This window comes from Streptomyces sp. NPDC059906, from assembly GCF_042730645.1.
Classification (GTDB): domain Bacteria; phylum Actinomycetota; class Actinomycetes; order Streptomycetales; family Streptomycetaceae; genus Streptomyces; species Streptomyces rubrogriseus.
This window is the reverse complement of the sequence record NZ_JBHWKU010000009.1, coordinates 67,598-92,579: the sequence shown is the minus strand read 5'-3', so window position 1 is coordinate 92,579 and position 24,982 is coordinate 67,598. Positions and strand designations below refer to the sequence as shown.

Sequence of the window (24,982 nt, the reverse complement as noted above, 5' to 3'; positions counted from 1 at the left end):
CTAGGGGGTGTCGTTTGGATCAGGCCGGCTCCAGGCAACGGTGCTTTGTTGCCGACTCGAGCGGGGTCTGGTGCGTGCAGCTGCAAGGCGGAGGAGGGCGACAACGCGGAGCGTTGGCAACCGACGACAACGCCGCAGATGTGCGTGCCAGACCCCGCGACCCCGGCAAGATCCAAACGGCGCCCCCTAGCTTCCCCATCCCAGCCGATTCGTTTTCAGAGGGCCTACATGGTGAGTGTTGATTCCCCTCCAGGTCGCCGTGAACTTCCCTACGCGCGAACGCTGTTGCTGCCGGCCATACTGATGGCCGCGGCCACCGGGGCCGCCGTCGCCCTCGTGACGGAACCGGCCCGGCTCGCCGTCGGCCTGTGCGGTGCCGTCGCCACCGTCCTGGTGATCGCCGCGGCCGCCGAAGCGGTACGCCGCGGCCGCGCGCTGCGGGCCCTCGGCGCCGAGCACGCCCGTCACACCGCGTATCTGGAGCACCGGGCCGCGAGCCACCACGAGGAGATGGTCCGTCTCGGCGCCGAAGTCCTCCCCGCCGTCCTGAACTTCATGCGCAGGGGCGTCACGCCCCGCGAAATGATGGGCCGCCTCGGCGAGGTGGACCCCTCCTACACCGAACTCGGCGAACCCCAGCGCAAGCTGATCCGGATGGTCTGCGAGATCGTCGACCACGAGGACGCCATGCGCGAGTCCGCCGAGCGCTCCTTCGTCGACATCGCCCGCCGAGTCCAGGCGATCGTCCACCAGCAGCAGAAGGAACTCCGCGAGATGGAGGAGGACCACGGGCGCAACCCCGAGGTCTTCGACGACCTCCTGCGCATCGACCACGGCACCTCGCTGATCGGCCGCCTCGCCGACTCCATCTCCGTGATCGGCGGCGGCCGCCCCGGACGCCAGTGGCCCGAACCGGTCGCCCTCTACAGCGTGCTGCGCGGCGCCATGTCCCGGATCCTGGAGTACCGCCGGATCAACCTGGCCTCCATCGCCAAGGTCAACATCAAGGGCACCGCCGTCGAACCGGTCATCCACGCCGCCGCGGAACTCCTCGACAACGCCACCCGCTACTCGCCGCCCGCGGCCAAGGTGCACGTCACCGCGACCGAGGTGCAGAGCGGTGTGTGCATCGAGATCGAGGACGCCGGCGTCAGCCTCAGCGAGGAGTCCCGCGGCCGCATCGAGGGCCTGCTCGAGCAGGCCAAGCGCGGCACCGACGTGCAGGACCTCGCCCACCATCCCCGCCTGGGCCTGTCCGTGGTCGGCCGGCTGTGCACCCAGTTCGGCATGGACGTCTCGCTGCGGGCCTCCGCGTACGGCGGCGTCCGCGCCATCCTCATCGTGCCCAGCAAGATGATGACCACCGAGCCCGGCGTCGGCCTCGCCCACGGCATCGGCGCCACCTCGATCCCCACCCCCGGCCCCGACGCCCTGCCCGGACCGGAGCGCAAGCCCAAGAAGCGCCGTCCCACCAGCCCCCGGATCCCCGCCACGGTGTCCCTGGAGGACGACGTTCCGGAGGTGACCGAGTGGACGGCGGGCGGGCTCCCGCAGCGCCGCAGCCGGGTCAAGATGCCGCTCAGCCAGCGCCTCGCCGAGCAGGCCGTGTGGGAGCGGGAGGACGCCGAACGCGAGGCCCGCCAGGCCGCCGAGCGCGCCCGGGGCGGCATCCCGGCGCCCGCGGAGCCGGAGCCCGCGCAGGACAAGGACCAGGGCGGCCTCCCGCCGGGCCACTTCATCGGCGCCTTCTGGGAGGGGCTCAAGCAGCACCCGGGCAGCACGCAGGCCCACCAGCAGTCCAGCAGCAGCGAGCCGGCCCACGCCCCGGCAGACGACGAGGGGAACCTCAAGTGATCGAGCAGCAAGGCAAGTTCGACTGGATGCTCCGGGACCTCTACGACGGCGTCCCGGGCATCGAGATGATCGTGGTGCTCTCCGCCGACGGCCTGCGCATCGCCCGCTACTCCGGGGACCCGGACGCCGCCGACCGCGTCGCCGCCGCCTGCGCGGGCCTGCAGAGCCTGGCCGGCGCCGTCAGCCAGGAGATCCCCACCAGCGACGGCGACATGAAGATGGTGCTCATCGAGATGAACGGCGGCTACTTCTACCTGATGGCCGCCGGTCCCAACGCCTATCTCGCCGTGCTCTCCGACGTCCGCTGCGAACCCGGCCGGATGGGCCTGAGCATGGCCGACCTGGTCGCCCGGATCGGCCCCCACCTCACCAGTCCGGCACGGCGCAACGGGCAGACCGTATGAGTCCTCCCAGGCGCCAGAGGCGATCCCCCGGGCCCGACCGGCCCGCCGCGCCCGCCCCTCCCGCGCCCGCCGCACCCGGCGCGCCCGCCAAGGAGGGCGAGGTCCGCAACCCCGAGCGGCTCTTCGTCATCGGCGGTGAGGGAGGCGGCGAACGCGCCGACATCGACCTCGTCACCCTGATCGTGGCCCGCGCCGACCCCCCGGTGTCCGCCACCCCGGAACAGGCCGCCCTGCTGCGGCTGTGCGCCGCACCCCTGTCGGTGGCCGAGCTGTCGGCCTATCTGAGCCTGCCGTTCAGTGTGGTGACCGTACTGCTCACCGACCTGCTGGCGGCGGAACTGGTGCAGGCCCGCGCCCCGATCGTCCGCCAGAAGGTCGCCGACCGAAACCTCCTCGAAGCGGTGATGCATGGACTTCAAAAGCTCTGACACGATCCCGGGCCCACGGACCGAGGACCGGCTGCCGCACACGGCCGAGGCCGCCGTGAAAATCGTCATCGTGGGCGGCTTCGGGGTCGGCAAGACCACCATGGTCGGTTCGGTCAGCGAGATCCGGCCGCTGACCACCGAGGAGACGATGACCCAGGCCGGGATCGGCGTCGACGACAACTACGGCTCCGCCTCCAAGACTGCCACCACCGTCGCCATGGACTTCGGCCGCATCAGCATCACCGACGAACTGGTCCTCTACCTCTTCGGCACGCCCGGCCAGGAGCGCTTCTGGTTCCTGTGGAACGGCCTGTTCGAAGGCGCCCTCGGCGCGGTCGTCCTGGTCGACACCCGCCGCCTGGAGGTCAGCTTCGACGTCATGGGCCGCCTGGAGGAACGCGGCGTGCCCTTCGTCGTCGCCGTCAACACCTTCCCGGACGCGCCCCATTACCCCGTCGCGGAACTGCGCACCGCGCTCGACCTGCCCGAGGAGATCCCCATCCTCGACTGCGACGTGCGGCGCCGGGCCTCCAGCCGGGACGTCCTGATGACCCTGATGCGCTTCCTGCACTCCCTCGCCATGAAGGGCGCGCTCACCTGACCCGCGCGCCCCACCGACCCCCGACGTGACCCACACCTTCTGACGTGACCACACCTTTTGTTGCGGAGCGAGACTGTGACGCCTGAAAGCCACTCCCCGACCGGAACGGGCGAACCCCTGCTCGGACCACCGCCCGGCTGCCCCGCGCACGGCCTCGGGCCGGGCGGACTGCACCGGCTCCACGAGGCGGACGACCTGGAGGAGCTGTACGAGAGGCTGCGCGAGCAGCACGGGCCGGTGGCGCCCGCGCTGCTCCACGACGACGTACCCATGTGGGTGGTCCTCGGGCACGCCGAGAACCTGCACATGGTCAGCACCCCCTCCCAGTTCTGCCGCGACAGCCGGATCTGGACCCCGCTCAACGAGGGCATGGTCAAGCCAGACCACCCCCTCATGCCGCACATCGCCTGGCAGCCCATCTGCTCGCACGCCGAGGGCGACGAGCACAAGCGCCTGCGCGGCGCGGTCACCAGCGCCATGTCCGACCTCGACTACCGGGAGCTGCGCCGGCACATCAAGCGCTACACCCAGCGCGTCGTCAACCGCTTCTGCGAGGAGGGCCGCGCCGACCTGGTCAGCCGGTTCGCCGAGCACCTGCCGATGGGCGTGATGTGCCATCTGCTCGGCATGCCCGAGGAGTACAACGACCGGCTGGTGGAGGCCGCCCGCGACACCCTCAAGGGCACCGACACGGCGATCGCCAGCCACGCCTACGTCATGGAGGCGCTGGGACGGCTCACCGCCACCCGCCGGGCCGACCCGGCCGACGACATCGCGGGCCGCCTGGTCACCCACCCGGCCGGGCTCACCGACGACGAGGTCCGCGAGCACCTGCGGGTGGTCCTGCTGGCCGCCTACGAGGCGACCGTCAACCTGATCGCCAACGTGATGCGGGTGGTGCTCACCGACCCGGGCTTCCGCGCCCAGCTCAGCGGCGGCCAGATGACGGTGCCGCAGGCGGTCGAGCAGTCCCTGTGGGACGAGCCGCCGTTCAGCACCGTCTTCGCCTACTTCGCCAAACAGGAGACGGAACTGGGCGGTCAGCGCATCCGCGCCGGCGACGGCCTGCTGCTCGGCATCGCGCCGGGCAACGTCGACCCGCGCATCCGTCCCGACCTGGACGCCAGCATGATGGGCAACCGCGCCCACCTCGCCTTCGGCGGCGGCCCGCACGAATGCCCCGGGCAGGACATCGGGCGGGCCATCGCCGACGCCGGCATCGACGCGCTGCTGATGCGGCTGCCCGACCTCCAGCTCGACTGCGACGAGGACGACCTGCGCTGGCGGTCGTCGATCGCCTCGCGGCACCTGGTGGAACTGCCGGTCCGCTTCGAGCCCAGGGCGCAGCAGGACATCATGCAGCAGCCGAGTCACGCCCCGATGCCGGAACGGCACGCACCCTGGCACGTCGGCCTGCCGAAGCCGGAACAGCGGACCCAGCCGCCGCAGCCCTCCCAGCCGCCGCAGCCCGTGTCGGTGACGGCCGCCGAGCCGCAGCAGGAGCCGGGAGCGGGGCAGCCCCGCCCCCGCGGTGCCTGGCAGCGCTTCCTGCTCTGGTGGCGCGGCTACTGACGGCCGCCCCGGCCCTCCTACGCGGCCCCTGTCGTCCTACGCCGCCCAGTCCTCGTACGCGGTCCAGGCGCCGAGGGACCGGCCGCTGCGGAAGCGGTGCTCGCGCCCCGTGACCGGATCGGTGAACCCCAGCTCCCGTGCGAGCAGTTGCAGCGGGCGCCGGAAGTCACCGGCCGGCACGGGAGCGGCCACCTCCGGGTAGAGGGGGTCGCCGAGGATCGGCACGCCGAGCGCGTTCAGGTGGACGCGCAGCTGGTGCGTCTGGCCGGTGCCGGGCACCAGCCGGTACCGGCCCAGCCCGTGCTCCGGCCGGTGTGCGAGCAGCTCCACGCGGGTCACGGCGTTCGGCTCGCCGGCCACCTCGCGGGCGGCGAGCACCCCGCGCTCCTTCAGGATCCGGCTGCGGACCGTCCGGGGAAGGGCGAGCGCCGCGTCGTACGGGGCGACGGCCTCGTACACCTTGTGCACCCGCCGTTCGGCGAACAGGCCCTGGTACGCGCCGCGTTCCCCGGGGCGCACGGTGAACAGGACCAGCCCCGCCGTGAGCCGGTCCAGGCGGTGCGCGGCACCCAGTGCCGGGATGTCCAGCTCCCGGCGCAGCCGTGCCAGCGCGGTCTGCGTGACGTGGCCGCCGCGCGGGGTGGTGGCCAGGAAGTGCGGCTTGTCCGCGACGACGATGTGCACGTCGCGGTACACGATCTCCAGCGGGAAGGGCACGGGCACCTCGGCGGGCAGCTCGCGGTGGAACCACACGAACATGCCCGGCTCGTACGGCGCGTCGCCCGCCACGGGGCGACCGTCCGCCCCGACGAACAGCCCGGCGTCGAACATGCCGTCGACCACACCGTCGCCCGCGGCCGACAGCCGCTGCGCCAGGTGCTCCCGCACCGTGGACCACGGCCCGTCCGCGGGCAGCCGCACCCGCACCGCGTCGATGCCGTCGCGCTGCGGCAGGGGCGAGGGCGGGGGAGGGGTACGGCGTCTCATCACCTGCCAGCCTACGAGGCGGTGACCTGCGGCGGCGGACCGAGTGGGCCGGGCCCGCCGGAAAACCGGTGGGCCGGGGCCCGGGCCCGTTGGCAGGATGCCGTCCATGCCCTACCTGACACGCCCGGTCCTCGCGGCCGGCACCCTTTCCGGCGCCCCGCAGCCCGCGCTCCCCACCGGCGACGGGCTGGTGCTGCGCCCGTGGCGCACCGAGGACGCGCCCGCCGTGCACGCGGCCTTCCAGGACCCGGTGATGCACCAGTGGCACGCCCGCGCGGCCGACTCCGAGGAGGAGGTGCGGGGCTGGATCACCGAGTGGCAGGGCGCCTGGGAACGGGAGCGCGGCGTCCAGTGGGCCGTCGCGGACGCGGCGGACGACCGGCTGCTGGGCCGGGTGGCGCTGCGCGAATGGGTGCTCGGTGACGGGGTGGCCGAGGTCGCCTACTGGACGACGGCCGACGCCCGCGGCCGGGGTGTCGCCGCAGGGGCCACCCGGACCCTGGCCCGCTGGGCCCTGGCCGAGATCGGCTTCCAGCGCCTGGAACTCCTGCACGCGGTGGCCAACGACGCCTCGTGCCGGGTGGCCCAGAAGACCGGCTTCGCCCTGGAGGGCACCAAACGCAGCGCCGTCCTCCACCCCGACGGCTGGCACGACATGCACCTGCACGCGCGCGTACGCGGCGACTGACGGACTCGCCGCCCGCGGGGCCGCCAGAGCCCGGCGGCGGAAGCCAGTGCCGCGCGGTCGCTGCCGCCTCCCCGCGCGCTCTCGCCCCGGGGCGCTGCCGCGCCGCTCCCGGGGGCGGCGGCACGACGTGCGCGTAGGCGCCGGTCCAAGGGCCTCGGGGACCGGTGGGTGCCGGGGTGGTGCTGTGCGCGGCTGGGCGGGCGCGGCCGGTTTCCCGTGTGGGGGTTGGCCGGGTGCCGGGGTGCTGCCGCGCCGCTCCCGGGGGCGGCGGCACGGCGTGCGTCTCGTGTGGGCGCGTAGGCGCCGGCTCAAGGGCCTCGGGGACCGGTGGGTGCCGGGGTGGTGCTGTGCGCGGCTGGGCGGGCGCGGCCGGTTTCCCGTGTGGGGGTTCGCCGGGTGCCGGGGTGCTGCCGCGCCGCTGCCGGGGGCGGCGCGGCACGACGTGCGGGCGGGTACGCGGCGCCCGACGGGCTCGTGGCCCGCGGGGGCCGCCGGGGCCGTTACGCTGCCGTCGCGCCCTCCTGCTCGGCCTCGACGCGGGCGTTCCACTCGCGCTTGGAGGCCTGCCAGCCGTCCTCGTTGTGGCCGAGCCGCCAGTAGCCGGAGATCGACAGGTCCTCGCGGGGGATCTCGCGCTCCACGCGCAGGTACCGGCGCAGCTCCTTCACGCAGGCCGCCTCGCCGTGGACGAACGCGTGCAGCCTGCCCTCGGGGAACTCCAGCGCCCGCACGGCCTCGGCCAGAGCCTGCCCGACCGGACGGCCGGCGCGGTGCAGCCAGACGACCTCCACGTCGGAGTCGATCTTCTGCTCCTCCTCGGGCCCCTCGACCTCGACGAAGGCGTACGCGCGGGTGCCGTCGGGCAGCGCCTCAAGGGAGCGGGCGATCGCGGGCAGCGCGCTCTCGTCACCGGCGAGCAGGTGCCAGTCGGCGGCGGGGTCGGGGGCGTAGGCGCCGCCGGGGCCCATGAAGTGGATCGTCTCGCCCGGCCGCACCCGCTTCGCCCAGGGCCCGGCGAGCCCCTCGTCGCCGTGGATGACGAAGTCCAGCGTCATCTCACGGTGCTCGGCGTCCCAGTGGCGGACGGTGTACGTCCGGGTCACCGGCCACTGCTCGCGGGGGAAGTCCTCGCGGATCCGCTCCATGTCGAAGGGCTCCGGGTAGGTCGCACCCCCGGAGGGGAAGAGCAGCTTCACATAGTGGTCGGTGCAGGTGTCCGCCGCGAACGCGGAGAGTCCCTCGCCGCCGAGCACCACGCGCTGCATGTGCGGGGTCAGCCGCTCGGTGCGGACGACCTGCGCGGTGTGCGGCTTGCGCGGCTTGCGTGCCGGACGGTCTGCCATGACGGCCTCCCTGCTCCCTGCGTGAGATTCACTGAGTTAGGCATACCTAAGCTAGCATCCCGATCCGTGTGCGGCTCATGGAAACGGGCCGCCGCGCGGCGCCGCTCAGGCGGTGAGCGTGGTCAGCAGGCGCTGCAGTGACCCGCCCAGTCCCCAGCGGGCCGCCAGCGCGTCCAGTGCCCCGGCGTCGCGCGGGCCGTGCGGCAGGGCGGTGCCGGTGTCCGGCAGCGGCACGTCGTCCGCGACCCTGACGACCTTCGGGGCCACCGCGAGGTACGGCCCGGCCTCGGTCAGCCGCTTGCGCTGCGTGGGCGTCAGCCTGGCCTTCGGGTCGTCGACGGCGGCCCGGATCCCGGCCAGGTCCCCGAACTCGGCGAGCAGCTTGGCCGCGGTCTTCTCGCCGATGCCGGGCACCCCGGGCAGCCCGTCGCTCGGGTCGCCCCGCAGCAGCGCCAGATCGGCGTACCCGGCGCCGTCGACGCCGTACTTCTCGCGCAGTGCGGCCTCGTCGACGAGGTTGAGCGTGCCGACGCCCTTGACCGGGTAGAGCACGCGCACGCCGCGGGCGTCGTCGACGAGCTGGTACAGGTCACGGTCGCCGGTGACGATGTCGACCGGGCCGGTGGCCCGCGCCGTGTACGTGCCGATGACGTCGTCCGCCTCGTACCCCGGCACGCCGACGCGGGCGATGCCGAGCGCGTCGAGGACGGCCTCGATGACCGGCACCTGCGGGGACAGCGTGTCGGGCACCTCCTCCTCGTCGGGACCGGCCGGCCGTTCCTCGGCCACCCGGTGCGCCTTGTAGGAGGGGATCAGCTCCACCCGCCAGTGCGGTCGCCAGTCGGCGTCCATGCACGCCACCAGGTGCTCGGGCCGGTGGTCCTTCACCAGGCGGTCGATGAAGTCCAGCAGGCCGCGCACGGCGTTCACCGGCGTGCCGTCGGGCGCCTTCACCGAGTCCGGCACGCCGAAGTAGGCGCGGAAGTAGAGGGAGGCGGTGTCGAGAAGCATCAGTCGTCCGGTCACGCCTCGCAATCATGCCGCAGGTCGGGTGCGCGGGCGGGGGACGACGTGTGAACTGGCTCACTTGAATGTTTGGCGCATAAACATCGGGGCAGGCGCGCAGCCGGGCCGAAGCTGGTTGATGCATTCAACTGTTAGGGGAGCTTTGGGCCCTGCCCCTGCCCCCGAGTCAAGAGGTAAGCGTGTCAGCCAGACTAGAGGCCGAGAACCTGTACAAGGTCTTCGGCAGGAAACCGGATCAGGCGGTCGAACGACTGCGCCAGGAAGACGTCCGCAAGGACCAGGGGGACGTCCGGGAGGAACTGCGCGCCGACGGCACCACCGCCGCCGTCATCGACGCGTCCTTCACCGTGGAGCCCGGCGAGATCTTCGTGGTCATGGGGCTGTCCGGATCAGGCAAGTCCACGCTGCTGCGCATGCTCAACGGTCTGTCGGAGCCGACCGCCGGGCACGTCCGCTTCGGGGGCCAGGACCTCACCGCGCTCAGCGACCGCGAGCTGCGCATGGTCCGTTCCATGAAGATCAGCATGGTCTTCCAGCACTTCGCGCTCTTCCCCCACCGCAGCGTCCGTGACAACGCTGCCTACGGTCTTGAAGTGCAGGGCGTGCCCCGCGCCGAGCGCGAGCGCCGCGCCGACGAGGCGCTCGCCCTGTGCGGCCTGGCCGGCTGGGAGAAGTCCTGGCCCGACGAGCTGTCCGGCGGCATGCAGCAGCGCGTCGGCCTGGCCCGCGCGCTCGCCACGGACGCCGACCTGCTGCTGATGGACGAGTCCTTCAGCGCCCTCGACCCGCTGATCCGCCGCGACATGCAGGACCAGCTGCTCGACCTGCAGAAGACCCTGAAGAAGACCATCGTCTTCATCACCCACGACCTCAACGAGGCCATGCGCCTGGGCGACCGCATCGCCGTCATGCGCGACGGCCGGATCGTGCAGATAGGCACCGCGCAGGACATCCTGATACGTCCCGCCAACGACTACGTCGCCTCCTTCACCAAGGACGTCGACCGCTCCCGCGTCCTGACCGCCGGCGCCGTCATGGAGACCGACGTGCGCGGCGACGAGGCCGACTGCGACTGCGAGACCGCCACGCCCGACACGCCGTTCTCGGAGCTGTGCGCCATCAGCGCCCGCGTGCCCCACGCGGTGGCGGTGCTCGACGGCGAGCGCCGGCTCGTCGGCGTCGTCCCGGCCCAGCGCCTCATCGGCTTCCTCGGCGACGAGGACGTCGAACCCGGCGTCTGCCGGTCCCCGCGGGACAAGGGCGGCAAGAAGGTGATCAGCCGTGCCTAGGATCCCCCTCGGCGACTGGGTCAACAGCAGCGTCGACTGGCTGCTCGACAACGTCTCCTGGCTCTTCACCTTCCTCAAGGACATCTTCACCGGCGCCTACGACGGCATCAACGCCGTCCTCCAGGCCCCCGAGCCGCTGCTGCTCGCCGGCATCTTCGCCGTGATCGCCTTCTGGCTGCGCGGCACCTTCGCCGGTGTCCTCTCCTTCGCCGGGTTCGCCTTCATCGACTCCCTCGAACTGTGGGAGAACGCGATGGTCACCCTGGCGCTCCTGCTGGTCGCCACGATCATCGCCCTGGTCGTGGCGGTGCCGGTGGGCATCTGGGCGGCCCGCTCGGACCGGGTGAGCGCGTTCGTGCGGCCGGTCCTGGACTTCATGCAGACGCTGCCCGCGATGATCTACCTGATCCCGGCGATCCTGTTCTTCGGGACCGGCTCCGCCCCGGGCATCGTGGCCACCCTGATCTTCGCCCTCGCCCCCGGCGTCCGCATGACCGAGCTGGGCATCCGCCAGGTCGACAAGGAACTGGTCGAGGCGGCCGAGGCGTTCGGCACCACGCCCGGCAACACCCTGCTGCGCGTCCAGCTCCCGCTGGCGCTGCCCACGGTGATGGCGGGCGTCAACCAGGTCATCATGCTCGGCCTGTCCATGGCCGCGATCGCCGGCATGGTCGGCACCGGCGGCCTCGGCGGCGACGTCATGGAGTCCATCGGCCAGCTCAACGTCGGCCTCGGCGCCGAGGCCGGTCTCGCCATCGTGATCCTCGCGATCTACCTGGACCGCATGACCAGCGCGCTGGGCACCCGCGTCTCCCCGCTGGGCCGCCGCGCCGCGGCCAAGGCGCGCGCCACCGAGGGCCTGAAGATCTGGTCCTACCGCCCCCAGCCGCAGGTCGCCGTGATCGGCATCGTGATCCTCGCCCTGGTGGCCGGCGGCATGGGCATGTTCGGCGGCAGCTCCGACGACGCGGACACGGCCGGCGGCGGCAAGAACGTCGGCGACGGCAAGAAGATCTCCATCGGCTACATCCCCTGGGACGAGGGCGTCGCCTCCACGTTCCTGTGGAAGGAGATCCTGGAGCAGCGCGGCTTCGAGGTCGAGGCCAAGCAGTTCGAGGCCGGCCCGCTCTACACCGCGCTCGCCCAGGGCAACATCGACTTCCAGACCGACTCGTGGCTGCCGACCACCCACGAGCAGTACTGGAAGAAGTACGGCAAGCAGCTCGAGGACCTCGGCTCCTGGTACGACGAGACCTCGCTGGAGCTGACCGTCCCGGCGTACATGAAGGACATCAACTCCCTCGAGGACCTCAAGGGCAAGGCCGACCTCTTCGGCGGGAAGATCACCGGCATCGAGCCCAGCGCCGGTGAGATGAACCTGCTCAAGACCAAGGTGCTCAAGGAGTACGGCCTCGACAAGGAGTACAAGGTCGTCGACAGCTCCACGCCGGCGATGCTGGCCGAGCTGAAGCGGGCGTACAGCAAGCAGGAACCGATCGTCACCACGCTGTGGTCCCCGCACTGGGCGTACAACGACTACAAGCTGAAGAAGCTGAAGGACCCCAAGGGCGCCTGGGGCAAGGGCGACGGCGTGCACTCGCTGTCCCGCAAGGGCTTCTCGGACGACAACCCGGTCGCGGCCAAGTGGCTGAAGGACTTCTCCATGACGGAGAAGCAGCTCACCAGCCTCGAGGCCGAGATCAACAAGGCCGGCAAGGGGCAGCAGCAGGAGGCCGTCCGCACCTGGCTCAAGGCCAACCCGGGCGTCGTCGACAAGCTCGCCCCGGTCGAGGGCGGCTCCGGCGCCACTCCCGCCGAGGCCAAGCAGCCGCTCGACGTGGCCTGGTTCCCCTGGGAGGAGGACGTCGCCGTCACCTACCTGTGGAAGAACGTCCTCGAGCGCCGCGGCTACACGATGAACCTGAAGCAGATGGACGTCGGCCCGGTCTACACCGGCCTGGCCTCCGGCGGCATCGACCTCAACTTCGACGCCTGGCTGCCCTACGCCCAGAGCAACTACTGGAACAAGCACAAGGACAACCTCGTCGACCTGGGCACCTGGTACGAACCGACCTCCCTGGAGATCGCCGTCCCCTCGTACGTGAAGGACGTCAAGTCCCTCGCCGACCTCAAGGGCAAGAGCGACCTCTTCGACGGGAAGATCATCGGCATCGAGCCCGGCACCGGTGAGATGCAGCTGCTGAAGAACGACGTTCTGCCCGGCTACGGCCTCGAGGACGAGTACGAGGTCGTCGACGGCTCCACGCCCGCCATGCTGGCCGAGCTCAAGCGCGCCCTCGCCAAGAAGGAGCCGGTCGCGGTCACCCTGTGGTCGCCGCACTGGGCCTACAGCGACTACGAGCTGACCAAGCTGAAGGACCCGAAGAAGGCCTTCGGCGAGGGCAACACGATCCGGACCATCTCCAGCAAGAAGTTCCCCGAGCAGTACCCGCAGCTCACGAAGTGGATCAAGAACTTCAAGATGAGCGAGGACGAGCTGGGCAGCCTGGAGGCCGAGATCAAGGACCGCGGCCAGGGCAAGGAGGAGGAAGCCGTCGCCGCCTGGCTGAAGGAGCACCCGGACGTCGTCGGCCGGATGACCCCGCAGTAGCGCAGCACTCCGCGACGGTCACCCCGAGGGGTGGGCACGGTGGCGTCTCCCCGAGGCGCCCCGGGTCCACCCCTCGGGTCGTTCCCGGCCCGGACACGGTAGGGATTCGGCCAACCACGGAGCGCCAGGTCCCGGCCTGAGCGTGACCCGGCCGGGGTGCGAGCGGCTGGCGGGAACACGCAAGGCCGTCCACGCCTTGAACCGGTAAGGCGTGCGCGACGGCGCGCGGGCGGTGCCACCCGTGGCGAGAAACGTGAGGTCGCGGCCACCACACCGTGACATCGATGTGACGGCCGCATGAAACGGTTTGCCGAACATGCGTAGGGTGCAGAGAACTCATCAGGACGACGGGTGGAGGAGGGAGCCGGAGCGATGGGCGACCACAAGGATCAGCACCTCCGGGTGGGCGCGGCCGTACGCCGGCGGCGCCGGGACCTCGAACTCACCCTCGCCGTGGTGTCCGAGCGCAGCGGCCTGTCCGTGCCCTTCCTGAGCCAGATCGAGAACGACCGGGCGCGGCCCAGCCAGACCTCCCTGGAGAAGGTGGCCGACGCCCTGCGCACCACCGCCGTGGAACTGCTCGCCGCGGCCGACCCCGCGTGCAGCGTCGACGTGGTCCGTGCCGAGGAGCCCGAACCCGAGCTGGCCCCCAGGGTGCGCTCCCTGGTGCGCGGGCACCACCAGATGCACGCCTCCGAGTTCACCGGCGACCACGACGCCGGACGGGAACTGCAGTACCGCAACGACCAGTTGATGTTTGTCGCCGAGGGCGCCGTGGAGATCGAGGCCGAGGGCCGGGCCTACCGGCTCGGGCGCGGCGACACGCTGTACCTCACCGGTGGTGTCCGGCACCGCTGGCGGGCCACCGTGCCGGACACCCGGCTGATCGTCGTCGCCGTCGCCGAGCACATCGAGGCGGTCCGGGAAGGGCCCCGCCGGTGAGGGCGTGCCGGTGAGAGTCGTCTCCCTGGTCCCGTCGCTCACCGAGGCGGTGGCCCGTACGGTGCCGGGCGCCCTGGTCGGCGCCACGGACTGGTGCACCCACCCGGCCGGTCTCGACGTCGTCCGCGTCGGCGGCACCAAGAACCCGGACACCGACCGGATCCTCTCCCTCGCCCCGGACCTGGTCGTCGCCAACGAGGAGGAGAACCGCGCCCCCGACCTGGACATCCTGCGCGCGGCGGGCGTCGAGGTGCTGGTGACCGAGGTGCGCACCGTCCCGCAGGCCGTCACCGAGCTGGACCGGGTACTGACCGCCTGCGGCGCGCCCTCCCGCCCTCGCTGGCTGGACGAGGCGCAGGCCGCCTGGGACGGCCCGCCCGCGCCCGAGCGGCGCGCGACGGCCGTGGTGCCCATCTGGCGCAGGCCCTGGATGGTGCTGGGCCGCGACACCTTCGCGGGCGACGTCCTGGCCCGCCTCGGCGTCGACCACCTGTACGCCGCGCACGCCGAGCGCTACCCGAAGGTCCCGGTGGACGAACTGCGGGCGGCCCGCCCGGACGTCGTGGTCCTGCCGGACGAGCCGTACCGCTTCACCGCCGACGACGGCCCGGAGGCCTTCCCCGGCCTGCCCTGTGCCCTCGTCGACGGGCGGCACCTCACGTGGTACGGGCCGTCACTGGCCGAGGCGCCCCGGGTGCTGGCCGCGGCCCTGCGAGCAGTACGCCGCTGAGCAGGCCCCGCGCGGTGTGCACGGCGGCCACGGCCCAGGCGGCGACGAGGAGGACGTACAGGGCGACGGTGAGCCCGTCGTAGACGACCAGGCCCGTCTCGCGGGCCAGCGCCTCGGCGCCGGTGACGCAGGTGCCCACCGGGAAGGTGAAGGACCACCAGGTCATCGAGAAGCGCATGCCCGCCCGGCGGGCCCGGACGACGTGCGCGGCGGCGAGGGCCAGCCACATCAGCGCGAAGCCCATCACCGGCACTCCGTACAGCACGGCGAAGACCGCGAAGCCCTCGGCGTACGGCCCCGGCGCGACCCCCGGCGCCACGTCCGCGAACTTCCCCACGGCGGTCGTCGACTGCCCGAGCGGGCCGAGGACCAGGAACAGCGACGGGGTGAGCGCGAGCGGCAGCGGCCCGCCGGTGAGCAGCCGGCCGAAGACCACCGGCAGCGTCACCAGCGTCGCGAACAGACTCACGCCGAACATGGCCACACAGGCGAGCAGCAGCGTCTCGCGGGGCTGCCCCGCCGGGAGGTGCGGCACCAGCAGCGGCCCGACGGCCGCGGACACCATCGGCGCGACGAGCGGCAGCAGCCAGACCGGGCTGGCCTGCCCCGGCTCGATGCGGTGGCGTACGGCCATCAGGTACGGCACGGCGACCGCCGCCGCGAGTCCGATCACCGTACCGGCGGTGAACAGCACGGTGTCCAGGGCGATGGCGGCCGGGGTGCCGATCCAGTCCCGGCCGAGGGTCAGGGCGCCGCCGCCGACCGCCAGCAGGGCCATCGACAGGCAGCCGTAGAACGGGGCCGCCGACGGGTCCAGGAGGTGGGCGCGGGCCTGGTCGCGGTGGTGGAGCCAGTGCAGGGACCTGGCGGTCAGCAGGACCGCCAGCAGGACGAGGGACAGGGCCCAGACCGCGGTGCAGGCGGCGCGCAGGCCGACCACGTGCCCCGGGAGCGCGGCTCCGGCCGTGCCGACGATGGCGGTGCCCATGACGCACGCGTACCAGTTGGGCCCGAGATGCCGGACGGCCGGGACCCGCCGGACGGCCCGGCCGCCGGCGCCGGCGGAGGAGGGGGACGGGGACGGGGAGGGGGAGCGGGGCTGGGCTGCGGTGACCATGGCTCCACGGTCGCGGCGGGCGTAGTCCCTGACCAGAGACCCTGCCTCTATGAGGACATAAGCTGGAGTTATGGGCAGCGGCACGGGCAGCAGTACGAGCGGTGGCACGGGCGGTGGCACGGGCGGTGGCACCGAGGGCGGGCACGACACACGGGCACGGCATGTGGCGGGCGCGCTGGCACACCGGGTACCGGACCTCGGGGCGATGGAGCTGTTGCTGGCGGTGGCCCGGCTGGGCAGCCTCGGCGGGGCGGCGCGCGAGCTGGGCATCACCCAGCCGGCCGCCAGCAGCCGCATCCGCTCGATGGAACGGCAACTCGGCGTCGCCCTGGTGGACCGCTCGCCGCGCGGCTCCCGGCTCACCGACGCGGGGGCGCTGGTCACGGACTGGGCGCGGCGGATCGTGGAGGCCGCCGAGGCGTTCGACGCGGGCGCGCAGGCGCTGCGCGACCGGCGGGACTCGCGGCTGCGGGTCGCGGCGAGCATGACGATCGCCGAGTACCTGCTGCCGGGCTGGCTGGTCGCGCTGCGCACCCAGCTGCCCGACACCGCGGTGTCGCTCCTCGCGGGCAACTCGGCGGCCGTCGCGGAGCGCCTGCTGGCCGACGACGCCGACCTCGGCTTCGTGGAGGGGGTCAGTGTGCCGACCGGCCTCGACTCCGCGGTCATCGGCCACGACCGGCTCATCGTCGTGACCGCGCCGGGCCACCCCTGGGCCCGCCGCAGACGCCCGCTGGCGGCGGCGGAGCTGGCGGCCACCCCGCTGATCCTGCGGGAGAAGGGCTCGGGCACCCGGCAGGTCCTGGACGCGGCGCTGGGCGGCCTGGCCCGCCCCCTGATCGAGCTGTCCTCGACCACGGCGGTGAAGGCGGCCGCGGTGGGCGGCGCCGGCCCCTCCGTCCTCAGCGAGCTCGCCGTCGGCGAGGAACTGACCACCCGGCGCCTGGTGAGCGTCCCCGTGGCGGACGTCGTCCTGGCCCGCGACCTGCGAGCGGTCTGGCCCACCGGCCACCGCCCCACCGGCCCGGCCCGCCAACTGCTGTCCCTGACCAGGGCGTAGCCGCGCCGACACACCCGATCGGGGCCCGCCCCGCAATCGCACGAACGGCCGGCCCGCCCCGTCCCACGAGCTGCGAGCCACGCCGCCGGTTACGTCCGTCGCGCGACCTGGGGTTTACCTGCGCCGACGGGGCCGGTCAGGGCCCGCCCGGGGGTGCGGGGCCGTGTCGTCCGGCGGGCTGCGGTGTCGTGGGGCCCGTTGGTTCCCGTGCCGTCGGTCGGGTGCGTCGAGGGGCGTTGGCGACCTGGCGTGGGCGTGCCGGCGGGGTCGGTCGGGGTTCGCCCGGGGGTGCGGGGCCGTGTTGTCCGGCGGGTTGCGGTGTCGTGGGGTCCGTTGGTCCCTGTGTCGCTGGTCGGGTGCGTCGAGGGGCGTGATGAGCGGGGCGTTGGGGCGGTGGCGGGGCCGGGCTCGGGCCGAGGGGGTGGGGACCTCGTGGATCGCGGGCTGCGGGGCGTGCGCGGCGGCCGCCGTCGCCGTCACCGGCGGCACCCCGGTCGCCGACTCGGACACCACCCACGCCTACACCGCGCAGATCACCGTCGGCGCCCGGCGTGCTCGGCACGTTCCGTCGGGGCGGCGGTCGGGCGTCGTCGACCAAGTCACCGGCCAGGGCCGGGCCGGTCCTCGGGCACCGGTCGGTTCGAGCGGGCCGCGGCCACCAGGGCCCGCATCACCCGTACGTCCTCGCCCATCTCCGGGTGCCACTGCACGCCCAGGACCCAGCCGGGGCCGGAGGGCAGTTCCAGGGCCTCCACGGTGCCGTCCGCCGCGTGGGCCGCGGCGACCAGACCGGTGCCGAGCCGGTCCACCGCCTGGTGGTGGTACGTCGGCACGAACGTCTCCTCCGGCACGGCACCGGCGTACAGCGTGCCCGGCACCGGGCGGACCGGGTGGCCGCCGAAGACGCCCACCACCTCGGCGTGCCCCTCGATGTGCTGCACGAGGGTGCCGCCCAGGGCGACGTTGAGCAGCTGCATGCCCCGGCAGACGCCCAGCAGCGGGACGCGTGCGGCCAGGGCCGCCTCGATGAGCGCCAGCTCCCAGGTGTCCCGGGCCCGGGCCGGCGGGCCGGTGCGCGGGCCGGGCTCGGCGCCGTAACGCACCGGCTCCACGTCCGGGCCGCCCGCGATCACCACCCCGTCGACGCGGGCGACGGTCGCGGCGGCGTGCTCCGGCGCGTCCGGCGGAAGCATCACGGCCAGCCCGCCCGCCCGCTGCACCAGCCGCGGATACCCGGCCGGCAACAGCGCCGCCTCCAGCTCCCACACGCCCCAGCGCCGCGGACTCCAGATACGTGCTGACACCGATCAGCGGCCGGTCGGCCATCCGTCCTCCAGGTGATGGATCGGGCAATGGAGCGTTCCCACACCTTTGCCGGAGCGCGTGGTCACGGCAATACGCTCACGTCAGGAACCCGCGCAGCAGCGCCGCCGTGCCCGCGCAGTGCTCCCGGGCGATCTCCCGCGCCCCGTCCGCGTCCCCGTCGAGCACCGCCTCCACCAGCGCGGCGTGCTGACGCTGGGAGTGCTCCAGGTTGCGCACCAGCAGCGGGATGCAGTCCAGCAGGTCGTTCAGGGTGGCGCGGACGGCCGCGTACTGCGCCGCCAGCGCCGGTGAGCCGCACAGCTCCGCCAGGGTGAGGTGCAGCATGGTGTCCAGTCGCCGGTACTGCGCCAGCGGCGCGTCCCTGGTGCCGGCCAGCGCCGCGCGCAGCCGTGCCGCCTGCGCGTCCGCCAGCCCGTGCGCCGCGCACAGCCCGGCCGCGCCCGCCTCCAGCACCTCCCGGAAGCGCAGCACGTCCTCGATGTCGACCCCGGCCACCCGGCGCCGTAGCTCGTCCTCGCCGCCCGCGTCCGCCCGGGGCAGCACGAACGTCCCGCCGTAACGGCCGCGCCGCGCCTGAACCAGCCCCTGGTCCTGGAGCACCCGCAGCACCTCGCGCAGCGTCACCCGGCTGATCCCGAGCCGCCCGGCCAGCTCCCGCTCGGCCGGCAGCCGCTCGCCCGCCGCCACCAGGCCCAGCCTGACGACCTGGAGGATCTGCTCCAGCGCCTCCTCGAAGCCGTTGCCGGCCCGCACCGGCCGCAGCACCGGAGCCGGCCGGCCCGTCACGCTCCCGGCCCTCCCGGCGGTTTCCTCCCGCACGCCGCCGCGCCCCCTTCCCAACCAAAGGTTCCCGGCAATACCTTATGGCTCCCGGCCAGAAGGAGGCTCTCCCCGTGGCAGAGCGCACACCCCCGCTCGGGGTCGAGGAACTGCACGCCCTCGTCGCCGCCGGTGACATCGACACCGTCGTCCTCGCCTTCCCCGACATGCAGGGCCGCCTCCAGGGCAAGCGGTTCGCCGCGCGGTTCTTCCTCGACGAGGTCCTGGAACACGGCACCGAGGGCTGCAACTACCTCCTCGCCGTGGACGCCGACATGAACACCGTCGACGGCTACGCCATGTCCTCCTGGGACCGCGGCTACGGCGACTTCGCCATGCACGCCGACCTCGCCACCCTGCGTCGGCTGCCCTGGAACGAGGGCACCGCGATGGCCGTCGCCGACCTCGCCTGGGAGGACGGCTCCCCGGTGCTCGCCGCGCCCCGCCAGATCCTGCGCCGCCAGCTGGAACGCCTCGCCGGACACGGGTACACCGCGCAGGTCGGCACCGAGCTGGAGTTCATCGTCTTCCGGGACACCTACGAACACGCCTGGGACGCGGGCTACCGCGGCCTGACCCCGGCCAACCAGTACAACGTCGACTACTCCGTCCTCGGCACCGGCCGCGTCGAACCCCTGCTGCGCCGCATCCGCAACGAGATGGCCGGCGCGGGCCTCACCGTCGAGTCCGCCAAGGGCGAGTGCAACCCCGGCCAGCACGAGATCGCCTTCCGCTACGACGAGGCCCTGGTCACCTGCGACCAGCACGCGGTCTACAAGACCGGCGCCAAGGAGATCGCCGCCCAGGAGGGCATGTCCCTCACCTTCATGGCCAAGTACAACGAGCTGGAGGGCAACTCCTGCCACATCCACCTCTCGCTCGCCGACGCGGACGGCCGCAACGCGATGGCCGACGGGGCGGGTATGTCCGACGTCATGCGGCACTTCCTCGCCGGACAGCTGGTGGCGCTGCGCGAGTTCTCCCTCCTCTACGCCCCGCACATCAACTCCTACAAGCGCTTCCAGCCCGGTTCCTTCGCCCCCACCGCCGTCGCCTGGGGCCACGACAACCGCACCTGCGCGCTGCGCGTCGTCGGCCACGGCCGCTCCCTCCGCTTCGAGAACCGGCTCCCCGGCGGCGACGTCAACCCCCACCTCGCGGTGGCCGGCCTGGTCGCGGCCGGACTGCACGGCATCGAGCAGCGGCTGGAGCTGCCCGAGCCCTGCCCCGGAAACGCGTACACCGCCGACTTCGCGCACGTCCCCACCACCCTGCGCGAGGCCGCCGAGCTGTGGGAGAACAGCGCCCTCGCCAAGGCCGCCTTCGGGGACGAGGTCGTCGCCCACTACCGCAACATGGCGCGCGTCGAACTGGACGCCTTCGACGCCGCCGTCACCGACTGGGAACTGCGCCGCTCCTTCGAACGCATGTGAGGCACCGGTTGTCCGAGCCGTCAGAGCTGTCAGAGCTGTCAGAGCCGTCCGAGCCGTCCGAGCCGTCCGAGAAGCTCCCCGACGAGCTACGTGTCCTGAACCCCGCCACCGAAGAGGTCCTCGCCACCGTCCCCGCCGCCTCCGCGGCCGACGTGGACGCCGCCGTCGCCCGCGCCGCACGGGCGCAGACCGCCTGGGCCGCCCTCGCCCCCGGCGACCGGGCCCGGCTGCTGCGCCGCTTCGCCGTCACCGTCGACGAACACCTGGAGGAGCTGGCCCGCCTGGAGGTCCGCCAGGCCGGGCACCTCCTCGGCAACGCCCGCTGGGAGGCCGGCAACGTCCGCGACCTGCTCGAGTACGCCGCCGGGGGAGTGGAGCGGCTCACCGGACGCCAGATCCCGGTGGCCGGCGGCCTGGACGTCACGCTCCTCGAACCCCTCGGCGTCGTGGGCGTCATCGCCCCCTGGAACTTCCCGATGCCGATCGCGGCCTGGGCCACGGCACCGGCGCTCGCGGCGGGCAACGCGGTGCTCCTCAAGCCCGCCGAGACGACCTCGCTCACCGCGCTCCGCCTGGCCGAACTCGCCCTGGCAGCGGGACTTCCCGAGAACCTGTTCCAGGTGCTGCCCGGGCACGGGCCGGTTACGGGCGACGCGCTCGTCGAGCACCCCGGCGTCGCCAAGATCGTCTTCACCGGGTCCACCGCCGTGGGCCGGCAGGTGGCCGCCAAGGGCGCCGCCCTCCTCAAACCCGTCACCCTCGAACTCGGCGGCAAGAGCCCCAACATCGTCTTCGCCGACGCGGACATCGAGGCCGCCGCGGCCGCCACGCCCATGTCCTTCCTCGACAACAGCGGCCAGGACTGCTGCGCCCGCACCCGCATCCTCGTCCAGCGGTCCGTGTACGACCACTTCCTCGAACTCCTCGCCCCCGCGATCGAGGCCGTCCGGGTCGGCGATCCGGCCGACGAGAACACCGAGATGGGCCCGCTGATCTCCCGCGCCCAGCTGGAGCGCGTCCGCTCCCACGTCCCCGCCGACGCCGCCGGCATCCGCGGCAAGGCCCCCGAGGGCGGCCCCGGCTTCTGGTTCCCGCCGACCGTCCTCACCGGCGTAGACGCGCACGCGCGCGTGGCCGTCGAGGAGGTCTTCGGGCCCGTCGCCGTCGTCCTGCCCTTCGAGGACGAGGCCGACGCGGTCCGCCTGGCCAACGCCACCGACTACGGCCTGGCCGGCTCGCTGTGGACCCGGGACGTCGGCCGCGCCCTGCGCGTGTCGGGCGCGGTGCGCGCCGGGAACCTGTCCGTCAACTCCCACGCCAGCGTCCGCTACTGGACACCGTTCGGCGGGTTCAAGCAGTCCGGCATCGGCCGCGAGCTGGGCCCGGACGCGCTGACCGCCTTCACCGAGACCAAGAACCTCTTCATCAGCAGCACCCCATCGAGCACGGAGGGCCCCGCACAGTGAGCGAAGACATCGTCTGCCGCAGGCTCGTCGGCCGTACCGCGGTCGTCACCGGGGCGGGCAGCGGCATCGGCCTCGCCACCGTCCGCCGACTGGCCTCCGAGGGCGCCCACGTCGTCTGCGGCGACGTGGACGAGACCCGGGGCAAGGCCGCGGCCGAGGACACCGGCGGCATCTTCGTCAAGGCCGACGTCACCGACCCCGGACAGGTCGAGGCGCTGTTCGCGGCGGCGTACGACACCTACGGCAGCGTCGACGTCGCGTTCAACAACGCCGGTATCTCGCCGCCCGACGACGACTCCATCCTGGAGACCGGCCTGGAGGCGTGGAAACGCGTCCAGGAGGTCAACCTCACCTCCGTCTACCTGTGCTGCAAGGCCGCCATCCCCTACATGCGGCGCCAGGGGCGGGGGTCGATCATCAACACCGCGTCCTTCGTGGCCCGGATGGGCGCCGCCACCTCGCAGATCTCGTACACCGCGTCCAAGGGCGGCGTCCTCGCCATGTCCCGGGAACTGGGCGTGCAGTTCGCGCGGGAGGGCATCCGCGTCAACGCGCTGTGCCCGGGACCGGTCAACACCCCGCTCCTCCAGGAGCTGTTCGCCAAGGACCCGGAGCGGGCCGCGCGCCGCCTGGTGCACATCCCGGTGGGACGGTTCGCCGAGGCCGAGGAGATCGCCGCCGCCGTCGCCTTCCTGGCCAGCGACGACTCCTCCTTCGTCAACGCCACGGACTTCCTGGTGGACGGCGGCATCTCCGGGGCGTACGTCACACCGCTGTAGATCCCCGCGTGTCGCGCCCTAAAGTGCCGGGATGAGCATGACGCCGCCGCCCGGCTGGTACCGAGACCCGTCGGCCCCGCACCAGGAACGCTGGTGGGACGGCACGGCCTGGACGGAGCACCGCCGGGCTCCCGAGCCCGTCGGGTACGGACCGGCGGCGGGCCAGGCCCCGCAGACGGGGCAGCCGCCGACACCGGTGTACCACCCGGTGCAGCCCGGCCAGGCGGCGACCGTGCCCCTGCCCTCCGGCGGAGCACCGGGCAGCGGCGGACGCGGCAAGGCCGTCGCCGTCACCACCGCCGCGGCCGTGCTGGTCGCGGCGATCGTCACCGGCGTGTTCGTGCTGGGCGAGGACGACGACGGCAGCGCGCGGACGCGGACCCCGCCGGTCACGGCGACCGCCACCGACCCCGCGCCGGTCAGCGAGCCGCCGTCCTCCTCACCCACCGCCTCCGAGCCCTCCGCCGACGACCCGGCCCTGGTCGAGGACCAGCTCAACGGCATCACCCTGCCGCTGCCGGACGGCTGGGTCCGGCCCAAGTACGTCGCCGAGGACGACGTCATGATGACCACCGACGGCACCTACGACTGCCCCGCCGACGGCAGCGTGTGCCGGCACGGCCTCGTCGTCTCGCGCACCGTCACGGCGAACGCCGAGACCTCCCCGAAGATCCTCGCCCAGCAGGACATCGAGGACGCGGCCGACGACGCCTACGACCGCGACCTGATCGGCAACAAGCCCTTCGGCGGCATCGAGTCCCACGAGGAGGTGGCGTCCGGCCCCGTCGCGGTCGCCGGACGCGCCGGGTACTACGTGCGCTGGCGGGTGACGACGGCCGAGGGTCCCGGCGGCTACGTGCAGTCGATGGTGTTCCCGTCCACCGTCGGCACCGAGTCCCCGATCCTCGTGCGCTACGTCTTCGACGCGGGTGAGGACGGGCCGCCGCTGGCCGACATGGACACCATCACCAAGGGCATCCGGCCCATCGGCGACGCGGACACCGGCGGCGGCGTGGGCAGCGGCATCGGCCCGACGGACTGACACTGATACCGACACCGACACCGACACCGATACCGATACCGACACCGGCCCGACGCGGGGCTCCCCGCTACAGGAAGGTGTGCCCCTCGCCCCGGTAGGTCGGCACCGTCGCCGTCACCGCGTCCCCCTCCACCAGGTGCAGCGCGTCGAACCGCTCGCACAGCTCCCCGGCCTTGGCGTGCCGGAACCACACCTTGTCGCCGATGAGCAGGTCGTCGGCGGGCGAGCCCAGCAACGGCGTCTGCACCTCGCCGGGTCCCTCCTGGGGGTCGTAGCGCAGCCCCTCGGGCAGATACGGCACCGGCAGCCGGTCGGCGCCGGCCGCGCCGGAGGCCGGATACCCGCCGCCGAGCACGGTCACGACCCCGACCCCCGGCCGCCGTACGACGGGCTGGGCGAACAGCGCCGCCGGACGACCGCTGAACGACGTGTAGTTGTCGAACAGCCGCGGCACGTACAGCCCGGAACCGGCCGCGATCTCCGTGACCGCGTCCTCCGCGGCGGTGTGCTGCACGCTGCCCGTGCCGCCGCCGTTGACGAACTCCAGGCCGGGCACCACGGCCCGGACCGCGCGCACCACGGCCGCCCGCCGCTCGGCCAGCTCCCGGCGCGCGGCCGCCTGCATCAGCCGTACGGCACGCGACCGGAACGGGTGCCCCGCCACCGCGTCCCCGACCCCGGCGACATGCCCCTCGTACGCCATGATGCCGACGACCTCGAACCCCGGGCGGCGGGCCACCGCCCGGGCCAGGTCGGCGACCTGGGCGGGGGAGTGCAGCGGCGAGCGCCGGGCACCGACCCGCACCCGGCCCCCGAGCAGCCGCAGCGAAGTGTCCAACTCCAGGCAGACCCGCACGACTTCCCCGCCGCCGCCGTCGCCGCCGCGCGCCGCGTCGACGAGGTCCAGCTGCGCCGGGTCGTCGACCATCACGGTCACGGCGGCGGCGAGCTTGGGATCTGCCGTCAGCTCGGCGTACCCGGCGCGGTCCGCCGACGGATAGGCGAGCAGCACGTCCTCGAAACCGGAGCGCGCCAGCCACAGGGACTCGGCCAGCGTGAAGGACATGACGCCCGCGAAACCGTCCCTGGCCAGGGCCCGTTCCAGCAGCGCACGACAGCGTACGGACTTGCTGGCGACCCGGATCGGCTTCCCGCCGGCCCGGCGGACCAGATCGTCCGCGTTGGCGTCGAAGGCCTCCAGGTCCACGATCGCCACGGGGGCGTCCAGATGGGCGGTGGCCCGGTCGTAACGGGCCCGGTCTGCGGCGCGTGCGGTCATGACGGCAGCCTGCCAGACAGGATTACCGCAGGGTAGGGGGACGATCCGGGCCAATGCCGCGGGCGCGCGGACTGGTTCCCCGTCGGGCGGGGTCACGCCGTAGAGTGACGCGCACGCACGGGCGGACCCGGCCCCGGCGGCAGGGCCCCGGCAGCCCGCGCCGGGATGGCGGTCCTCCCGAGCGGG

21 protein-coding genes and 1 pseudogene are annotated in these 24,982 nt (G+C 73.2%); 15 read left to right on the top strand and 7 right to left on the bottom strand.

Translation table 11 applies throughout. The annotated features are described in order from the left end of the window. Positions 1–228: 228 nt before the first annotated feature. The 5 genes from ACFV9J_RS16385 to ACFV9J_RS16365 all read left to right on the top strand — a co-directional run bounded on the left by ACFV9J_RS16385 (position 229) and on the right by ACFV9J_RS16365 (position 4,859). Positions 229–1,854, top strand: a complete 1,626-nt coding sequence (locus tag ACFV9J_RS16385) for a sensor histidine kinase (RefSeq protein ID WP_385354661.1) — start codon at positions 229–231, stop codon at positions 1,852–1,854. A 26-nt stretch (positions 1,855–1,880) separates the two neighbouring features. Further along, positions 1,881–2,258 (top strand): roadblock/LC7 domain-containing protein, encoded by a 378-nt coding sequence (locus ACFV9J_RS16380; protein ID WP_202544993.1) that lies wholly within the window; start codon positions 1,881–1,883, stop codon positions 2,256–2,258. Continuing rightward, complete coding sequence (locus ACFV9J_RS16375) at positions 2,255–2,686, top strand: DUF742 domain-containing protein (RefSeq protein ID WP_385354659.1); 432 nt, start codon at positions 2,255–2,257, stop codon at positions 2,684–2,686. The genes ACFV9J_RS16380 and ACFV9J_RS16375 overlap by 4 nt, the downstream gene beginning before the upstream one ends. Continuing rightward, positions 2,667–3,287 (top strand): ATP/GTP-binding protein, encoded by a 621-nt coding sequence (locus ACFV9J_RS16370; RefSeq protein ID WP_385354657.1) that lies wholly within the window; start codon positions 2,667–2,669, stop codon positions 3,285–3,287. Before ACFV9J_RS16375 ends, ACFV9J_RS16370 begins: the two co-directional genes overlap by 20 nt. A 75-nt stretch (positions 3,288–3,362) precedes the next feature. Further along, positions 3,363–4,859 carry a cytochrome P450 gene (locus ACFV9J_RS16365; protein WP_385354655.1) on the top strand — a complete coding sequence of 499 codons (1,497 nt, stop codon included), beginning with the start codon at positions 3,363–3,365 and terminating at the stop codon, positions 4,857–4,859. Between the two features lie 36 nt (positions 4,860–4,895). Here the strand turns inward: ACFV9J_RS16365 and ACFV9J_RS16360 are convergent, their stop codons facing one another. Further along, a complete protein-coding gene (locus ACFV9J_RS16360) occupies positions 4,896–5,846 on the bottom strand; it encodes an RluA family pseudouridine synthase (protein ID WP_385354653.1) in 951 nt (316 codons plus the stop codon). Positions 5,847–5,952: 106 nt separating this feature from the next. On the opposite strand from ACFV9J_RS16360, the gene ACFV9J_RS16355 reads away from it, so the two are divergent. Beyond that, positions 5,953–6,534, top strand: a complete 582-nt coding sequence (locus tag ACFV9J_RS16355; protein ID WP_385354651.1) for a GNAT family N-acetyltransferase — start codon at positions 5,953–5,955, stop codon at positions 6,532–6,534. A 500-nt stretch (positions 6,535–7,034) separates the two neighbouring features. Here the strand turns inward: ACFV9J_RS16355 and ACFV9J_RS16350 are convergent, their stop codons facing one another. Beyond that, complete coding sequence (locus tag ACFV9J_RS16350; protein ID WP_385354649.1) at positions 7,035–7,877, bottom strand: siderophore-interacting protein; 843 nt, start codon at positions 7,875–7,877, stop codon at positions 7,035–7,037. Positions 7,878–7,982: 105 nt separating this feature from the next. Then, complete coding sequence (locus ACFV9J_RS16345; RefSeq protein WP_385354955.1) at positions 7,983–8,888, bottom strand: 5'-3' exonuclease H3TH domain-containing protein; 906 nt, start codon at positions 8,886–8,888, stop codon at positions 7,983–7,985. A 194-nt stretch (positions 8,889–9,082) separates the two neighbouring features. On the opposite strand from ACFV9J_RS16345, the gene ACFV9J_RS16340 reads away from it, so the two are divergent. The 4 genes from ACFV9J_RS16340 (at position 9,083) to ACFV9J_RS16325 (ending at position 14,475) form a co-directional block, all read left to right on the top strand. After that, entirely contained in the window at positions 9,083–10,192 is a 1,110-nt protein-coding gene (locus tag ACFV9J_RS16340) for a glycine betaine/L-proline ABC transporter ATP-binding protein (protein WP_385354647.1), read from the top strand. Next, positions 10,185–12,803 (top strand): ABC transporter permease/substrate binding protein, encoded by a 2,619-nt coding sequence (locus ACFV9J_RS16335; protein WP_385354645.1) that lies wholly within the window; start codon positions 10,185–10,187, stop codon positions 12,801–12,803. Before ACFV9J_RS16340 ends, ACFV9J_RS16335 begins: the two co-directional genes overlap by 8 nt. Before the next feature lie 372 nt (positions 12,804–13,175). Continuing rightward, entirely contained in the window at positions 13,176–13,745 is a 570-nt protein-coding gene (locus ACFV9J_RS16330; protein ID WP_385354643.1) for a helix-turn-helix domain-containing protein, read from the top strand. A gap of 10 nt (positions 13,746–13,755) precedes the next feature. Beyond that, positions 13,756–14,475: a helical backbone metal receptor gene (locus ACFV9J_RS16325; protein WP_385354641.1), complete on the top strand. Its 720-nt coding sequence runs from the start codon at positions 13,756–13,758 to the stop codon at positions 14,473–14,475. Here the strand turns inward: ACFV9J_RS16325 and ACFV9J_RS16320 are convergent. Then, positions 14,402–15,592 (bottom strand): TDT family transporter, encoded by a 1,191-nt coding sequence (locus ACFV9J_RS16320; protein ID WP_385354639.1) that lies wholly within the window; start codon positions 15,590–15,592, stop codon positions 14,402–14,404. The two genes, ACFV9J_RS16325 and ACFV9J_RS16320, sit on opposite strands and share 74 nt — an antisense overlap. 70 nt (positions 15,593–15,662) lie before the next feature. Here ACFV9J_RS16320 and ACFV9J_RS16315 point away from each other — a divergent pair, with 70 nt between their 5' ends. After that, positions 15,663–16,652, top strand: coding sequence for a LysR family transcriptional regulator (locus tag ACFV9J_RS16315; protein WP_385354637.1), 990 nt, complete (start codon positions 15,663–15,665; stop codon positions 16,650–16,652). A gap of 599 nt (positions 16,653–17,251) precedes the next feature. Here ACFV9J_RS16315 and ACFV9J_RS16310 read toward each other — a convergent pair. After that, positions 17,252–17,978, bottom strand: a pseudogene (locus ACFV9J_RS16310) (gamma-glutamyl-gamma-aminobutyrate hydrolase family protein). Between the two features lie 75 nt (positions 17,979–18,053). Then, entirely contained in the window at positions 18,054–18,764 is a 711-nt protein-coding gene (locus ACFV9J_RS16305) for a FadR/GntR family transcriptional regulator (protein ID WP_385354953.1), read from the bottom strand. A gap of 107 nt (positions 18,765–18,871) precedes the next feature. Between ACFV9J_RS16305 and glnA4 the strand changes: the two genes are divergently transcribed. From glnA4 to ACFV9J_RS16285, 4 genes are read left to right on the top strand one after another with little or no spacing between them, the layout of a single operon-like run. Then, the gene (gene glnA4 / locus ACFV9J_RS16300; RefSeq protein WP_385354635.1) at positions 18,872–20,230 is read left to right on the top strand and encodes a gamma-glutamylethanolamide synthetase GlnA4; all 1,359 of its coding nucleotides are present in this window, start codon (positions 18,872–18,874) and stop codon (positions 20,228–20,230) included. A 26-nt stretch (positions 20,231–20,256) separates the two neighbouring features. Continuing rightward, positions 20,257–21,696 carry an aldehyde dehydrogenase family protein gene (locus tag ACFV9J_RS16295; protein WP_385354951.1) on the top strand — a complete coding sequence of 480 codons (1,440 nt, stop codon included), beginning with the start codon at positions 20,257–20,259 and terminating at the stop codon, positions 21,694–21,696. Then, the gene (locus ACFV9J_RS16290) at positions 21,693–22,475 is read left to right on the top strand and encodes a 3-oxoacyl-ACP reductase (protein ID WP_356487051.1); all 783 of its coding nucleotides are present in this window, start codon (positions 21,693–21,695) and stop codon (positions 22,473–22,475) included. The genes ACFV9J_RS16295 and ACFV9J_RS16290 overlap by 4 nt, the downstream gene beginning before the upstream one ends. 37 nt (positions 22,476–22,512) lie before the next feature. Next, complete coding sequence (locus ACFV9J_RS16285; RefSeq protein ID WP_385354949.1) at positions 22,513–23,517, top strand: DUF2510 domain-containing protein; 1,005 nt, start codon at positions 22,513–22,515, stop codon at positions 23,515–23,517. 67 nt (positions 23,518–23,584) lie between these two features. Here the strand turns inward: ACFV9J_RS16285 and ACFV9J_RS16280 are convergent, their stop codons facing one another. Continuing rightward, positions 23,585–24,796, bottom strand: a complete 1,212-nt coding sequence (locus tag ACFV9J_RS16280; protein WP_385354632.1) for an amino acid deaminase/aldolase — start codon at positions 24,794–24,796, stop codon at positions 23,585–23,587. Positions 24,797–24,982 lie beyond the last annotated feature (186 nt).